This window comes from Actinomadura sp. NPDC000929, assembly GCF_040492065.1.
Taxonomy (GTDB): Bacteria; Actinomycetota; Actinomycetes; order Streptosporangiales; family Streptosporangiaceae; genus Spirillospora; species Spirillospora verrucosospora.
The window spans coordinates 18352-31646 of the sequence record NZ_JBEUPA010000103.1; the positions used below are offsets into that span (position 1 = coordinate 18352).

Consider the following 13295-nt stretch of genomic DNA (forward strand, 5'->3'; position numbering starts at 1 on the left):
ATGGACGCTACCCCGCCGCCGGCCCCGTCCCCAGCCCGCGGAGGTCCCCCGCCCGCGGGACCTACGTCCCGACCCGGAACACGTCCCTGCGCCCCTTCGGGATGGACCTTCGGCCCTGCCGCGGGGGCGGGGGCCGCTGGTGAGGTGAAAGCTGAGGGGAAGGAGCGATCCATGCAAACCAGGTTCAGGACTTCCGCGGACATCGCGGACGACATAGAGCGCGCCGTCGAGGACGCGCTGTGGGCGCCGTCGGTGCACAACACCCAGCCGTGGCGGTTCGGCGTGCGCGGCCCCCGCGTCAGCCTGCGCGCCGACCCGGACCGCCGCCTGGGCGTCGCGGACCCGAGGGGACGGGAGATGCTGATCAGCTGCGGCGCCGCGCTGTACAACCTCCGGCTGTCGCTGCGCGCCCAGGGCTACGACCCGCTCGTGCGCCTGCTGCCCGATCCGGACCGCCCGCACCTGCTCGCCGACGTGGTCCTGGAGCCCGACGAGCCCGCGGACCGGCAGATCCTGCGGGAGCACGAGCAGATCCGGCGCCGGCGCAGCCATCGGGGCGCGTTCCGTCCCGAGACCGTCCCCGCCGGGGTCCTGTCGGCCATGCGCTATGACGTCGAGCGCGAGGGCGCCCGGCTGATCGAGGCGGTCGACCCGCACGTCAAGGGGGCCCTGGCCGCCCTGACCGACGCGGCCGAGCACATCCAGCGCCGCACCCCCGCGTACACCACGGAGATCGGCCGCTGGGCGCCCTCGCCCAGGACGGCCCGCAAGGACGGCGTCCAGGAGGGCGCCTACCCCAGGCGGACTCCCGAGACCAGCCCGAACTTCCCCGCCCGCGACTTCGCCCGCGGCCAGGGGTGGGGCGCCGAACCCGCGCACCCGGAGGGGAAGAGCACGGCGGGGGTGGCGCTTCTCCTGGTCTCCGACGGCGACGGGCCCGCCGACTGGCTGCGCACGGGCCAGGCGCTGCAGCGGGCGCTGCTGAGGGCGGCCGAGGGCGACCTGGCGGCCGCCTTCCACACCCAGGCGCTCGAAGTGCCGGAGCTGCGCGCCTTCATCCGCGCCCACTTCTGCCGGGACGCCTACCCGCAGATGCTCCTGCGCATCGGGGCGCCGGAGGGCGAGGGGCTGGACACCGTCCGCCGGCCCGTCGCCGACGTCATGATCGTGGAGCCCTGAGCGGGACGGCTTCGGGGATGCGGCGGCCGGTGATGAGCCGGGGCCGGACGACGATGAACTGGTCGTGCTCGCCCGGCGCCCAGCTGCGCAGCGGGAGCGCGGACAGCCGGGCGATCTCGCCGGGCTCGGTGACGCGGCGGGCGGGCCCCACGGTGACCACCGACCAGCCCCTGCCGCCGTCCGCGTCGATCTCGTCGATCTCGAAGGCGACGATCGTGTCGGAGGCGGCGGTGGCCAGCCGCGAGGCCGATGACGTCTTCACCACGATGAGCTCGCCGTCGAAGACGAAGTTGACCGGTTGTACGGTGGGCAGCGCCTGGAGGGTGAACACGATCCGGCCGACCGTCGATCGGCCGAGCAGGGCCCGGCATTCCCCGTCGTCGAGGATCTCCATGCCGCTGTGGTCGAGGTGCATGACCCCAATGTGGTGCACCGGCGGCCCGGGCATCAGGGTCTAAGGTCCCTGACCTGACTTCTCGCCCCGGGGCAGGGTAATACTGGACCTGTGGTTCATGATTCGGGCGCCGGCCATGACCGGGCACGGCTGATCCTGCCGCAGCTGCAGCTGGACGATCTTCTGTCGGAGCTGCAGTCGAGGCTGGAGGCGGCGAGGTCCACCCGGGACCGGGTGCACGCGCTGCTGGAGGCCGTGGTCTCGATCGGCAGCGAACTCGACCTGGAGTCGGTGCTGCGGCGCATCACCGAGGCGGCCACCACCCTCGTCGACGCCCGCTACGGAGCGCTCGGCGTCATCGGCGAAGAGGGCGAGCACCTGGTGCAGTTCGTCACCGTGGGCGTCAGCGACGAGGAGATCGAGGCGATCGGCCACTGGCCGCACGGGCACGGGATCCTCGGCCTGCTGATCCGGGAGCCGCGCTCGCTGCGGCTCCCGGACCTCGGGGACCACCCCGCCTCCAGCGGCTTCCCCTCCAACCATCCGCCGATGCGGACGTTCCTCGGCGTCCCGATCCGCGTGCGGGACGAGGTGTTCGGCAACCTCTACCTGACGGAGAAGGCCGGCGGCGGCCAGTTCGAGGAGGAGGACGAGGTCGTGGTGATCGCGCTGGCCACGGCCGCCGGCGTCGCGATCGAGAACGCCCGCCTGTACCAGGAGACCCGCCGGCGCGAGCGGTGGCTGGAGGCGTCGGCCGAGGTCTCCACCGCGCTGCTGTCGGGCACCGACCCGCACGAGGTGACCACGCTGGTGGCGCAGCGGGCGCAGGAGATCGCCGAGGCCGACCTCGCGGCCGTGGCGCTGGTGGAGGAGGGCGGCGCGCACTTCGCGGTGGAGGCCGCCCGAGGACAGGGCGCCGAGCGGCTGGAAGGGCTGCGGGTGCCGCTGGAGCACTCGGTGGCCGGGCCGGTGTTCACCGAGGGGACCGCCCTGCGGCTGGCCGACGGGGAGAAGGCGGCGCGCGATGCGAACCTGCCCACGCGGGTGCCGATCGGCCCGCTGCTGATCGTGCCGCTGGGGCTCGGGTCGGCGGCGCGCGGCGTCATCTCGGTGGTCAACCCGCCCGGCGGGGCGCTGTTCTCGGAGGGGACGCAGCGGCTGCTGGAGGCGTTCGCGGGACAGGCGGCGGTGGCCCTGGAGCTGGCCGAGCGGCGCCGGGACGCCGAGCGGCTGGCGCTGCTGGAGGACCGCGACCGCATCGCCAAGGACCTGCACGACACCGTCATCCAGCGGTTGTTCGCGACCGCGATGGGGCTGATGGCGGCGATCAAGATCACGCAGAAGCGGGAGGTCGCCGTCCGGGTGCAGCGGGCGGTGGACGACCTGGACGACACCATCCGGCAGATCCGGTCGTCCATCTTCGCGCTGCAGGGCCCCGAGACCGACGAGACGTCGCTGCGCAGCCGGGTGCACTCCCTGGCCGACAGGGCGGCGGAGCATCTGGGGTTCGCGCCCTCGGTGCGGCTCGACGGGCTGCTGGACACCTCGGTCGACGAGGAGATCGGCGAGCAGCTCCTCGCGGTCGTGCGGGAGGCCCTGTCGAACGTCGCCCGGCACGCGCACGCCACCGAGGCGGCCCTGACCATCGACGTCGGGGACGACGTGACGGTGCGGGTGGCGGACAACGGCGTCGGCATCGCCGAGGGCGGTCGCCGCAGCGGGCTCCGCAACATGGAGTCCCGCGCCGAGGGCCTGGGCGGCACGTGCACCGCCGAACGGCGCCCGGAGGGCGGCACGCTGCTGGTCTGGTGCGTCCCGCTCAAGCCCGCCTGATCTTCCGCACGCACCGGTCCCGCCGGCATCAGGGGCCGATGCGGTTGTCGAGGCGCGCCCACTCGGCGTCCCACGACCGCGAGCGGCAGCGGTCGCACCGCGCCCGGACGAGCCAGTAGAGGCAGAGCGCGGGCAGCCCCGTGGCGATGACCACGCCCGTCCCGTCCACCGCGGTGTGGATGACCGTCTGCGCGTGCCGGCGGGGCGGTGTGATCGAGACGCCGTCGGGCCCGGCCCACAGGATGAGGCGCTCCCCGACGCCGGCTCCCCGCCACGTCGTGTAGTCACCGGTCCGCCGGGTCCCGTCGGGTTCGGTCCAGGCGACCGTGACCGTGCGGCGGCCCCCCGGATCCTGGACCTTCACGATGGTGGCCTCGACGCGGTGCCGTGTGGCGGCCTGCTGGCGCTCGGCCCGCACGCCCGAGCCGTACGCGGCCTGGACGGCATGGGCGAGCAGCGGCGGCGTCGCGCTGAGGAAGACGATGAGCAGGAGCAGTCCGAGCCGCCACTGGACCCGGTCCACGTGGCGCCGCAGGTCGTTGCGGTCGAAACCGCAACTGCGACGCCAGCGGTCGATCCGTGCTGTCCAGCGGCCGGTCCGTGCTCGCATGGTCGTCGCTCCCATGACGCCGTCCCTTCACCTTCCTTCCACCCTGACGCTACGCATCCGCCCTGGACGGCTGCAGAGGCGGAAGCCCTACGCGGGAGGGACCTCCCGGGCCCTCCAGCCCTCGGAAGGCGGGACCTTGGTCCCGCCGATCATGCGCCGAACGTACCTACAGGCCAAGGGCGATCCAGGGTTGAGTCATGGGTGACGAGATCATCGATGCGATGGAAGGTGAGTGGCGATGGCACTCTCCGAGCACAAGACCCACGTGGGCCGCGACACCCTGATCCGGGTGGTGACCCCCAAGCCGCTGACCGAGTCGCACGCCGCCCGTTACGCGTGGGCCGCCGCCCGCCTCGCGCTCGGCTGGATCTTCCTGTGGGCGTTCCTGGACAAGACCTTCGGGCTCGGCCACGAGACCCCCGCGGCCAAGGCGTGGGTCGACGGCGGCAGCCCGACCGAGGGGTTCCTGGCGCACGCGACCGCCGGGCCGTTCGCCGGCTTCTACCACGACATCGCGGGAGCGGCCTGGGCCGACTGGCTGTTCATGCTCGGCCTGGCCGGCATCGGCGCCGCCCTCGTCCTCGGCGTGGGCATGCGGATCGCCGCCGCGGCGGGAGCCGCGCTGCTGGTGATGATGTGGTCGGCGGTCCTGCCCCCGGAGAACAACCCCTTCATGGACGACCACCTGGTCTACGCGATCCTGATCATCGGACTGGCCCTGGTCAGCGCCGGTGACACCCTGGGTCTCGGCCGCTGGTGGGGAGCGACCCGCCTGGTCGAGCGCCTCCCCTTCCTCAAGTGACCTGATCCGCGACACGAGGGGCGCTCTCCGCGAGCGCCCCTCGTACGCGTGTCCGGCAGGAGGGGACGGCGCGTCGGACGGCCGAGCGGTCGGGCGTGGTCGGGCGCGGTCGGGTGGGTCAGGCTGGCCGCGGCGGAGGAGAATGCTCAGGCGGACCCGCGGGATGGAGGACGGCGAGGGCCTGGTCGACCGCGCGGGACAGGGACCCGCCGGTGTCGACGGCGGCCGATCCGGGCCAGGGCGCGGAGTCCGCGCGCATGGCGGCGGCGATGCCCGCGTCGGCGTCGGAGGCTCCCCGGGGACGGGTCCGCATCCGTTCGGCGCAGACGGCCTCCGGCGCTTCGCAGCGCAGCGGCGTCAGGCGCGCGTGCTCCCGCTCGGCGACGGCGGCGACGGCCTCGCGGTCGGCGTCCGACGTCCAGGAGGCGTCCAGGACGACCGTCTCGCCCATCCGGAGCAGCCGCGCGGCGCGCGCGGCCATCTCGCGGTAGGTGCGCCGGCTCCATTCCGGCGTGTAGATGCCGGAGCCGTAGGGGGCGCCCGCGGGGTCGGCGGGGGCCAGCCCGGCGAGCTCCTTGCGGATCCGGTCGCTGCTGAGCACCGTGCAGCCGAGCCGGTCGGCGAGCGCGCCGGCCAGGGAGGTCTTCCCGGTGCCCGGGAGCCCGCCCACCATGATCAGACCGACGCGGCCGGCGCGCAGATGGCGCAGCGCGACGTCGGCGTAGGCGCGGGCGTCGGCGGCCGCGTCCGGGGCGCCCTGGCCGTGGCGCAGGCACGCCACCTTGGCGCGGACGAAGGCGCGGTAGGCCACGTAGTGGTGGCGCAGTGAGGACGGGGCCGGGTCGGCGGCGTACTCGGCGTACCAGCCGAGGAAGCGTCCGGCGAGCTCCGGGGCGCCCAGGCGTTCGAGGTCCATCGCCAGGAACGCGGCGTCGTCCAGACCGTCCAGGTAGCGGAGCCGGTCGTCGAACTCCAGGCAGTCGAGGATCCGGGGGCCGTCGTCGAGGCAGAAGACGTCGCCGGCCAGTAGGTCGCCGTGCCCGTCGACCACGCGGCCGTCGGCGATGCGGGCGTCGAACAGGGGCTCGCGGCCGGCGAGGAACTCCTCCGCGAGGTCCTCGGTCTCGGCGGCGGCCGCGGCGTCCAGGACGGCGCCGTGGAACGGCCGGACCTGCTCGAAACTGTCGTGCCAGCGCCCTCGGACGGCGTCGCGGGTCTCCTCGGCCGCGATGCGGGGACCGCGCGGCGCCCTGGCGTGCCAGGCGGCCAGGATCCGGGCGGTGTCGCGCAGCGCGTCCCGCACCGGCGCGCCGGCCCGGACCAGGGTGGACAGGCGCCGGTCGGCGGGCATCCGCCGCATCACGACCAGATGGTCGCAGACGTCGCCGCCGGGCCCGCGCACGTCGGCGACGCCGAGATAGACGTCGGGGGCGAACCGCCGGTTCAGCCGGACCTCCTCGTGGCAGGCGCGCTCGCGCAGCTCACGGGTGCTGAAGTCCAGGAACCCCAGGTCCACGGGCTTCTTCAGCTTGTAGGCGCGGTCCCCGGCGAAGAACACCACGCCGATGTGGGTCTCGGCGACGGCGGCGTCCTCCATGGGCCTCATGCCCTCGGGTGGGGGGCGGGGCCGGTGTCGTCGTAGTCGTAGCCGAGGGTCGGGACGACGTCGACGACGCCTTCCGTGGCGGCGGCCATGCGCACGACGATCGGGATCAGGCTCTTCTGCTCCACGCGCCCGGTGAGGTGGACGACCCCCTCCTGGACGCGGACGTGCACCTCGGCGGGGTCCTGCCAGAGCCGGGAGACCAGGACGTCGTCGATGATCTCGTCCCGGATGTCGTCGTCGGAGCGGTGGAACACCGAGAGCAGGTCGCGGCGGGCCACGATCCCGGCCAGCCGGCCGTCCCTGACGACCGGCGCGGCCTTGAAGCCGTGGGCGTTCAGCACGCGGGCCGCCTCGGCGACGGGCGTGCCCGGCGCGACGGTGACGACCGGCGCGCTCATCAGCCCGCGGGCGTCCGCGGCGGTGGCCCTGGCCCGCGCCTCGTCCTGGGCGCGGCGCAGCAGCCGGGGCCGGCGCGGTCCCGCGCCGCCGCCGTACTCCTCCCTGCGCAGGAGGTCGGCCTCCGTGACGATGCCGGTGAGCCGGCCGTCGTCGTCCATGACGGGCACCGCGCTGATGCGGTGCTCGGCCATCGCGTCGGCGATCTCGGTGAAGGGGGTGTCCTCGGAGACCGTCACGACGGTCCTGGTCATGACGTCCCCGACCGTGCGGCGCTTCATGGCTCTCCTCCCGGGCTCGCCGCGGGCCTCAGAGGCCGTCGCCGGCGGTGGCCCTCTGGTCCGCGCAGATCACGACCTCGCAGCGCGCCCGCTCCCGCACGACCGGGACGGTGTCGCCGCCGAGCGGGTTGCCGTGCTCGGAGTGCGTCCGGGCGCCGACCACCAGAAGTTCGGCGCGCTCCGCCGCCCCGGCCAGCACCGGGCCCGGCTCGCCGTGCAGGACGCGCAGCCGGGTGGTCAGGTGCCGGGAGCGGGGGATGAGCCGGGCGACCAGGCGGCGCAGCCGCAGCCACTCCCTGATCGCGTTGAACGGGCGCCGCGCGGGGCCGTCGCCGGGCTCCATGACGCGGACCACGTCCAGGCGCGCGTGGCGTTCGGAGGCCTCGCGGGCGGCGCGGCGCAGCGCGGCCATGGAGTTGGGGGAACCGTCCACCCCGACGACGACGGACCGTTGTTCGGGCACGACCCACATCAGCGACCTCCCTCAGTCACCTCCACCCTCCCGCCCGGCGGGATCCGCGGGTCAGTGCCGAGCGTCCCCCCGAATTAGGACTTTTGGCCTGATCCGGGCATCCGGCGCGGGTCGGCGCCGCCAGATCATCCGGTGGCTCCCGGGTGGAGGAGGGCCTGCGCGGCCACGAAGGCCGCGACGGCGAAGACCAGGTAGGCGAACCAGCGCCGCAGCCGGTCGGCGTCCAGGCGCCGGGCGAGGCGGGCGGCGGTGAGCGACCCGGCGACGGCCGCCAGGGTGAAGGCCGCGATGACGCCGTAGTCCAGCGTCGCGTCCCCGGCGTGCGCGGCGAAGCCGGCGATCGAGTTGACCACCACGATGACCAGGGAGGTGCCGACCGCCGCGGCCATCGGCAGGCCCAGCCCGACGACGAGGGCGGGGATGATGAGGAAGCCGCCGCCGACGCCGAAGAGCCCGGTCAGCACGCCGACGGCCGCGCCCGCGCCGATCGACTTGGGCAGGCAGGAGCGCCAGTCGACGCCGCCGCCGGGCAGGGCGCACGCCCCGCCCAGCCGGTCGCCTCCGGCCAGCATCCGCCAGCCCGCCGCCACCATGAGCGCAGCGAAGCCGAGCAGGACGGCCTGGTCGGGCAGCAGGCGGTTCAGGGCGGCGCCGCCGAAGGCGGCCACCGCCCCGGCGGCGCCGAAGACGCCCGCGATCCGCCAGCGCACCTGCCCGGCGTGGACGCGGGGCAGCGCGGCCGTGGCCGAGGAGATGCCCACGACCAGCAGGGACGCCGGAACCGCCGAGGCCAGCGGCAGGCCCGCCCCGTAGACGAGGGCGGGAACGGCGAGGATGGAGCCGCCGCCGCCGAGCAGCCCGAGCAGGACGCCGATCAGGGCGCCGAGGACGAGCGCGGTCAGCATGTCGTCACCTCCTTGGCGGACGCGGCCGGCGGGTCAGGGGCGCTCCGCGGCCAGCGCGCCCAGGACGGCGGCCATGTCGCACTTCGGCCCGCGGTTGTAGGGGAGCTTGGACAGGGCCATCCCCATGGCGCACGTGTTGGACAGGGCGGCGAAGGTGAGGCCGCCGCCGATGGCCGCCGCGAGCCACTTGGCGCGCGGGACGGTCGTGCTGGCCAGCACCGAGCCGAGCACGATCGAGCCCGCGACCAGGCGGACCTGGCGCTCCAGGTCCCAGCGGGGGCGTCCCGCGGCGACCGGTTCGCCCGCGGCCTGCCAGGCGCCGATGCCGCCGTGCAGGACGCGCAGGTTCGGCAGGCCCGCGGTCGCCAGCGCCCGCGAGGCCTGGCCGGCGCGCTGCCCGGAGCGGCAGACGAGCACCACCTGCTCGTCGAGGTGGGCGCGCAGTTCGGCGCGGTGCTCGCGCAGCAGGTCCAGCGGGACGTTGTAGGAGCCGGGGATGTGCCCGGTCTCGAACTCGCCCGGCGTCCGGACGTCGATGAGCCGCGGCCGGTCGACGGAGTCCAGGAGTTCGCGCAGGGCGGGGACGTCCACGGTGGACGCGGTGGGCGGGGTGGTCACGGAGTCTTCTCCTGTGTCGTGGTGTCGGATCGTCGTGCGGTGTGGTCGGTCCGGGTCAGCGGTCGGTGATGGTGAGGCCCGCGGGCGCGGCCTCGGAGTAGGCGTCGTCGATGTGCACGGTCGGGATTCCGGCCCGCTGGAGCAGGCTGGTGGCCGCGGCGGCCCGGTAGCCGGAGCCGCAGTGCACCCAGATCGTCCCGTCGGGCAGTTCTTCGAGCCGCCCGGTCAGCTCGGGCAGCGGGATGTGGACGGCGCCCTCGACGTGCCCGTCCCTCCACTCGTTGGTCATGCGCACGTCCAGCACGGCGTCCGGCGGGGGGAGGTGCCGGGGGACGCGGCCGGCGCGGGCGGCGGCCAGGTCGCCGAACGTGGCGACGGGCGTCTCGCGCAGCCGGCCGGCGTCGCCGCCGGCCCACTGCTCGGGCTCCCCGGAGGCCGCCGCGGCCGGGCGGTCGACGCCGATGCGCGCCAGCTCCCGCTGGGCGGCGGCGATCTGCTCGGGGCTGTCGCCGAGCAGGGTGAGGGGCGCGCCCCACGGCGCCAGCCAGCCGAGCCACGTCGACATCGCGCCGTCCAGGCCGAAGCTGAGGGTGCCGGCCAGGTGCCGCTGCGCGAAGGCCTTGCGGGAGCGCAGGTCGACGACCCATTCCCCGGCGGCGATGCGGTCGCGCAGCTCGGCGGGGTCGGCGGTCCGGGCGGGAGTGAGGTCGAGCAGGTCGGCGCCGGCGCTGTTGCGGACGCCCATGTGCGCGTAGTAGGCGGGGTAGGCGTCGAGCCCGTCCAGGGTCTGGGTGACGAAGTCGTCGGCCTCCAGCCGCAGCGCGGGGTTGGCCCGCCGCTCCTGGCCGATGGTCGAGGACGCGGCGTCGGACTGGCTCGCCGAGCAGAAGCTGCCGAACCCGTGCGTGGGCCAGACGTGCGCGCCGTCGGGCAGCAGGTCGGCCAGCCGCCGCGCCGACGCGTGCTGCCGCTCGGCCAGCAGGTGGGCGTGCTCGGAGCCGAGGAGGTCAGTACGTCCGGTGGTGCCGAACAGCAGCGACCCGCCCGTGAAGACCCCCTCGGGCCCGCCGGGACCCGACAGGATGTAGGACAGGTGGTGGAAGGTGTGCCCCGGGGTGGCGACGGCGCGGATGCGCAGCGCGTCGGAGACGGCGATCTCGTCGCCGTCGGAGAGGGCGGTCCGCTCGAATTCGACGTCCTCGTCGGCCGAGAGCAGGTACGCCGCCCCGGTCGCCCTGGCCAGGGCCAGCCCGCCGGAGACGTAGTCGTTGTGCAGGTGGGTCTCGGCCACGTGCGTGATGCGGACGTCCAGCCGCCCGGCGAGGGCCAGGAAGCGGTCGATGTCGCGCTGCGGGTCGACGACCAGCGCCACCCGCCCGTCGTGGGCGAGGTAGCTGCGGTCGCCCAGGGACGAGGTCTCGACTACCTGGACATGTACCATCTGCGTTCACTCCTTATACCCCGGGGGGTATGCTTCGGTCAGATCGCGGCCATGGTCGTACCCCCTCGTCGAACGATGAGGGGCGGCCCTTTCGCCGTCCTCAGGAAAGGGCGAGGAAGAGCTTCTCCAGGCGCTCCGTGCTGATCGGCGGCTTCTCGCCGCGGTCGGCCGCCGCCTGGCAGTGCCGCAGCCCGGTCGAAATGATCTTGAACCCGGCCCGGTCGATCGCCTTGGACACCGCCGCAAGCTGGGTCAGCACCCGCTCGCAGTCGTCGGCGTTCTCGATCATCGAGATCACCCCGCCCAGCTGGCCGTGCGCCCGCCGGAGCCGGGTCAGCGCGTCCGCCAGGGCGGTCGCGTCCATCTCCAGATGCTCTTCCATCGTCCACCTCCGGCGCCCACCATACCCCCTGGGGTATCCGTTCGCGCGTGAGGTGCCTCACCTCCCGCCGGGACCTCCGGCAGGACGTTCGGCTCTACCTGCGAAGACTCCCGAAAACGAGGCTTGGGTCCAAGCGAGGAACCGTCAGCAGAGGAGGTGGCACCGATGAGCGAGATGCTGGTCGTCCACCGTGAGGACGACGCCTTCGCGGTGATCGTCCGCGACCACGTGATCCACGTGGACCAGCCGTACATGGGGGGAGGCATGGACGCCGGGCCGACGCCGGTCGAGCTGTTCGTGGCGTCCCTCGCCGCGTGCACCGCGCACCACGCCCGCCGCTACCTCAAGGCGCGCTGCCTGCCCGCGAACGGGCTGGAGGTCGCCGTCGACTACGCGATGAGCCCGGAGGGCCCCGCCCGGGTGTCGCGCGTCGAGCTGCGCCTGCGCCCTCCCGTCCGGCTGCCCGACCGGGACGTGGGAGGACTGATGGCGGCCGTCATGGCCTGCACGGTCCACAACTCGATCCTCGACGCCCCCCGCGTCGGCGTGCGCCTGGAGAGCGAGCTCACGGCGGCCTGAGCGGCGCCGGAGGTCCCGCCGCCGAGGGCCGTTCGGCCCTGGGGAGCGGATCCCGCGGGCGGTGGAATGGAGGCGGACCGAGGAGGAGGGCGTCATGAGCCACGTCGTCGTCGGATACGACGGAACGAGTGAGAGTGACCGCGCCCTGCGCTGGGCGGTGGAGGAGGCCCGGTTCCGGCGGCTGCCGCTGACGGTGTGCCACGCCTGGCAGTGGCCGTATCCGATCCACTTCAGCGACCGCGAGGGCGTCGCCATCGTCCGCCGGATGGGGGAGCACATGCTCGACCACGGCGTGGCGCTGGCGCATGAGCTGGCCCCCGGCCTGAAGGTGCGCAAGCGGCTGGACACCGGAGGCCCCTCGCTGGCGCTGCTGAACCAGGAGCCGGACGCGGATCTCCTCGTCGTCGGCTCGCACCCGCCGGAGGAGAGGTCCGTCGGGTCCACCGCGCTGCGGGTGGCGGCCCAGGCCGACCATCCGGTCGCGGTCGTGCGCTCGGCCTCCTCTCCCGACGGTCTCGTGGTCGTGGGCGTGGACGGGTCCCGGGGCGCCGACGCGGCGCTGGCCTTCGGGTTCGAGGAGGCGGCGCTCCGCGGCTGGCGGCTGCGGGCGGTGTACGGGTGCTGGGATCCGGGTGCAGCGCCCGACGACGACCTGTCGCTGTTCGGCGATGAGGACAAGCTCCGCCACGTGTGCGGAACGGTCCTGGAACGGGCGGTCGCGCCCTGGCTGGTGAAGTACCCCCTTGTGCAGGCCGCGACGTCGCTGGTGCTCAGGTCGCCCCGCGAGGCCCTGCTGGAGGCGGCGGAGAGCGCGACGCTGACGGTGGTGGGCTCGCGCGGCGCCGGCGCCGTCAAGGCGCTGACGCTCGGCGCGACGAGCGACGCGCTGCTCAAGCACGCGCCCTGCACGATCACGATCGTCCCGCAGCGGGCCGGATGACGCCGGACGGCGCAGAACACCGAAGGTAGGCGAGCCAAGTGAGCATGGTGACCGCGGCCGATCTGGCACGCGAGCCGTTCTTCGACGGTATGCGGAGCCCGGACCTGACCAGGCTGGCGAAGGCGGCCCGGCACACCGACATCCCCGCGGGACGCCGCATGTTCGCGGAGTCCGCCGCGGCCGAGCGGTTCTGGCTCCTGCTCGACGGGAGCGTGGCCGTCGACATGAACCTTCCCGACGGCGGGACCCTCGTGGTCGACACCTTCGGGCCCGGGTCGGTGGTGGGCTGGTCATGGCTGTTCCGCCCGCACCGGTGGCGGTTCGGCGCGGTCGCGAGCACGCCGGTCCAGGCGATCGAGTTCGACGGCCGGCTGGTCCGGACGCTGAGCGCCGTCGACCCGTCCCTCGGCTACGAGCTGACGCGCCGCTTCGCCGAGCAGGTCGTCGGCCGCCTGGAGGCGACCCAGACCCGGCTCGCCGAGGCCGCCCCCGGCGCCCTGGGCCGCGCGGTATGACCCTTCAGACGCTGTGACCCTTCAGCCGGGGCGGGCGGCGTGTCAGTCGCGGGGGCGGACGACGGCGACGGGGCAGTGGGCGTGGTGGACGACGCCGTGGCCGACCGATCCGAGCGGGAACGAGCGGCCACGGGACCCGACCACGACCAGGTCGGCCTCCGCCGAGGCCTGCGCGAGCGTCTGGACCGGGTGGCCGGTGACCACGTCCTCGACGACCTTGAGGTCCGGGGCGCGCCCGCGCCACGGCGCCAGGGCCGCGGCCAGGCGGTCGTAGCGGCCGTTGGCGGCGAGGTGGACGTCCGCCCCCGAGCCGGCGGCGGGCCGCCAGGCGTGCAGCACGCG

16 protein-coding genes are annotated in these 13295 nt (G+C 74.5%); 6 read left to right on the plus strand and 10 right to left on the minus strand.

Annotation, left to right across the window (positions count from 1 at the left end; all coding sequences use genetic code 11):
* Positions 1–171: 171 nt before the first annotated feature.
* Positions 172–1179 carry an Acg family FMN-binding oxidoreductase gene (locus tag ABWI04_RS29000; RefSeq protein WP_353834445.1) on the plus strand — a complete coding sequence of 336 codons (1008 nt, stop codon included), beginning with the start codon at positions 172–174 and terminating at the stop codon, positions 1177–1179.
* Here the strand turns inward: ABWI04_RS29000 and ABWI04_RS29005 are convergent.
* On the minus strand, positions 1160–1594 hold the full coding sequence (locus ABWI04_RS29005; RefSeq protein ID WP_345172034.1) for a pyridoxamine 5'-phosphate oxidase family protein: 435 nt from the start codon (positions 1592–1594) through the stop codon (positions 1160–1162). The two genes, ABWI04_RS29000 and ABWI04_RS29005, sit on opposite strands and share 20 nt — an antisense overlap.
* Before the next feature lie 90 nt (positions 1595–1684).
* Here ABWI04_RS29005 and ABWI04_RS29010 point away from each other — a divergent pair, with 90 nt between their 5' ends.
* Entirely contained in the window at positions 1685–3406 is a 1722-nt protein-coding gene (locus tag ABWI04_RS29010; RefSeq protein WP_353834446.1) for a sensor histidine kinase, read from the plus strand.
* Between the two features lie 28 nt (positions 3407–3434).
* Here ABWI04_RS29010 and ABWI04_RS29015 read toward each other — a convergent pair whose 3' ends face one another.
* Positions 3435–4016, minus strand: a complete 582-nt coding sequence (locus tag ABWI04_RS29015) for an Rv1733c family protein (protein WP_353834447.1) — start codon at positions 4014–4016, stop codon at positions 3435–3437.
* Positions 4017–4254: 238 nt separating this feature from the next.
* Between ABWI04_RS29015 and ABWI04_RS29020 the strand changes: the two genes are divergently transcribed.
* Entirely contained in the window at positions 4255–4818 is a 564-nt protein-coding gene (locus ABWI04_RS29020) for a hypothetical protein (protein WP_345172040.1), read from the plus strand.
* Between the two features lie 118 nt (positions 4819–4936).
* Here the strand turns inward: ABWI04_RS29020 and ABWI04_RS29025 are convergent, their stop codons facing one another.
* The 7 genes from ABWI04_RS29025 to ABWI04_RS29055 form a co-directional block, all read right to left on the minus strand.
* On the minus strand, positions 4937–6415 hold the full coding sequence (locus ABWI04_RS29025; protein ID WP_353834448.1) for a bifunctional aminoglycoside phosphotransferase/ATP-binding protein: 1479 nt from the start codon (positions 6413–6415) through the stop codon (positions 4937–4939).
* Between the two features lie 5 nt (positions 6416–6420).
* A complete protein-coding gene (locus tag ABWI04_RS29030; RefSeq protein WP_353834449.1) occupies positions 6421–7101 on the minus strand; it encodes a CBS domain-containing protein in 681 nt (226 codons plus the stop codon).
* Positions 7102–7129: 28 nt separating this feature from the next.
* Entirely contained in the window at positions 7130–7573 is a 444-nt protein-coding gene (locus ABWI04_RS29035) for a universal stress protein (RefSeq protein WP_353834450.1), read from the minus strand.
* A gap of 125 nt (positions 7574–7698) precedes the next feature.
* Positions 7699–8478 carry a sulfite exporter TauE/SafE family protein gene (locus ABWI04_RS29040; RefSeq protein ID WP_353834451.1) on the minus strand — a complete coding sequence of 260 codons (780 nt, stop codon included), beginning with the start codon at positions 8476–8478 and terminating at the stop codon, positions 7699–7701.
* A 33-nt stretch (positions 8479–8511) separates the two neighbouring features.
* On the minus strand, positions 8512–9096 hold the full coding sequence (locus tag ABWI04_RS29045) for a rhodanese-like domain-containing protein (RefSeq protein ID WP_345172050.1): 585 nt from the start codon (positions 9094–9096) through the stop codon (positions 8512–8514).
* A gap of 55 nt (positions 9097–9151) precedes the next feature.
* Positions 9152–10537: an MBL fold metallo-hydrolase gene (locus ABWI04_RS29050; protein WP_353834452.1), complete on the minus strand. Its 1386-nt coding sequence runs from the start codon at positions 10535–10537 to the stop codon at positions 9152–9154.
* Between the two features lie 100 nt (positions 10538–10637).
* Positions 10638–10919: a metal-sensitive transcriptional regulator gene (locus tag ABWI04_RS29055; RefSeq protein ID WP_345172054.1), complete on the minus strand. Its 282-nt coding sequence runs from the start codon at positions 10917–10919 to the stop codon at positions 10638–10640.
* Between the two features lie 165 nt (positions 10920–11084).
* Between ABWI04_RS29055 and ABWI04_RS29060 the strand changes: the two genes are divergently transcribed.
* The 3 genes from ABWI04_RS29060 (at position 11085) to ABWI04_RS29070 (ending at position 12953) form a co-directional block, all read left to right on the plus strand.
* The gene (locus ABWI04_RS29060) at positions 11085–11498 is read left to right on the plus strand and encodes an OsmC family protein (RefSeq protein WP_345172056.1); all 414 of its coding nucleotides are present in this window, start codon (positions 11085–11087) and stop codon (positions 11496–11498) included.
* A 94-nt stretch (positions 11499–11592) separates the two neighbouring features.
* Positions 11593–12438 carry a universal stress protein gene (locus ABWI04_RS29065; RefSeq protein WP_345172058.1) on the plus strand — a complete coding sequence of 282 codons (846 nt, stop codon included), beginning with the start codon at positions 11593–11595 and terminating at the stop codon, positions 12436–12438.
* Between the two features lie 44 nt (positions 12439–12482).
* Positions 12483–12953 carry a cyclic nucleotide-binding domain-containing protein gene (locus ABWI04_RS29070; RefSeq protein ID WP_345172504.1) on the plus strand — a complete coding sequence of 157 codons (471 nt, stop codon included), beginning with the start codon at positions 12483–12485 and terminating at the stop codon, positions 12951–12953.
* A 42-nt stretch (positions 12954–12995) separates the two neighbouring features.
* Here the strand turns inward: ABWI04_RS29070 and ABWI04_RS29075 are convergent.
* On the minus strand, positions 12996–13295 hold a 300-nt coding region (locus tag ABWI04_RS29075; protein WP_353834453.1), incomplete at its 5' end, for a universal stress protein.

Bases quoted from the DNA above. Each gene is read 5' to 3' on its own strand.
- ABWI04_RS29000 (WP_353834445.1), top strand. From the start codon at position 172: ATGCAAACCAGGTTCAGGACTTCCGCGGACATCGCGGACGACATAGAG.
- ABWI04_RS29005 (WP_345172034.1), bottom strand. From the start codon at position 1,594: ATGCACCTCGACCACAGCGGCATGGAGATCCTCGACGACGGGGAATGC.
- ABWI04_RS29015 (WP_353834447.1), bottom strand. From the start codon at position 4,016: ATGCGAGCACGGACCGGCCGCTGGACAGCACGGATCGACCGCTGGCGT.
- ABWI04_RS29020 (WP_345172040.1), top strand. From the start codon at position 4,255: ATGGCACTCTCCGAGCACAAGACCCACGTGGGCCGCGACACCCTGATC.
- ABWI04_RS29025 (WP_353834448.1), bottom strand. From the start codon at position 6,415: ATGGAGGACGCCGCCGTCGCCGAGACCCACATCGGCGTGGTGTTCTTC.
- ABWI04_RS29030 (WP_353834449.1), bottom strand. From the start codon at position 7,101: ATGAAGCGCCGCACGGTCGGGGACGTCATGACCAGGACCGTCGTGACG.
- ABWI04_RS29035 (WP_353834450.1), bottom strand. From the start codon at position 7,573: ATGTGGGTCGTGCCCGAACAACGGTCCGTCGTCGTCGGGGTGGACGGT.
- ABWI04_RS29040 (WP_353834451.1), bottom strand. From the start codon at position 8,478: ATGCTGACCGCGCTCGTCCTCGGCGCCCTGATCGGCGTCCTGCTCGGG.
- ABWI04_RS29050 (WP_353834452.1), bottom strand. From the start codon at position 10,537: ATGGTACATGTCCAGGTAGTCGAGACCTCGTCCCTGGGCGACCGCAGC.
- ABWI04_RS29055 (WP_345172054.1), bottom strand. From the start codon at position 10,919: ATGGAAGAGCATCTGGAGATGGACGCGACCGCCCTGGCGGACGCGCTG.
- ABWI04_RS29060 (WP_345172056.1), top strand. From the start codon at position 11,085: ATGAGCGAGATGCTGGTCGTCCACCGTGAGGACGACGCCTTCGCGGTG.
- ABWI04_RS29065 (WP_345172058.1), top strand. From the start codon at position 11,593: ATGAGCCACGTCGTCGTCGGATACGACGGAACGAGTGAGAGTGACCGC.
- ABWI04_RS29070 (WP_345172504.1), top strand. From the start codon at position 12,483: ATGGTGACCGCGGCCGATCTGGCACGCGAGCCGTTCTTCGACGGTATG.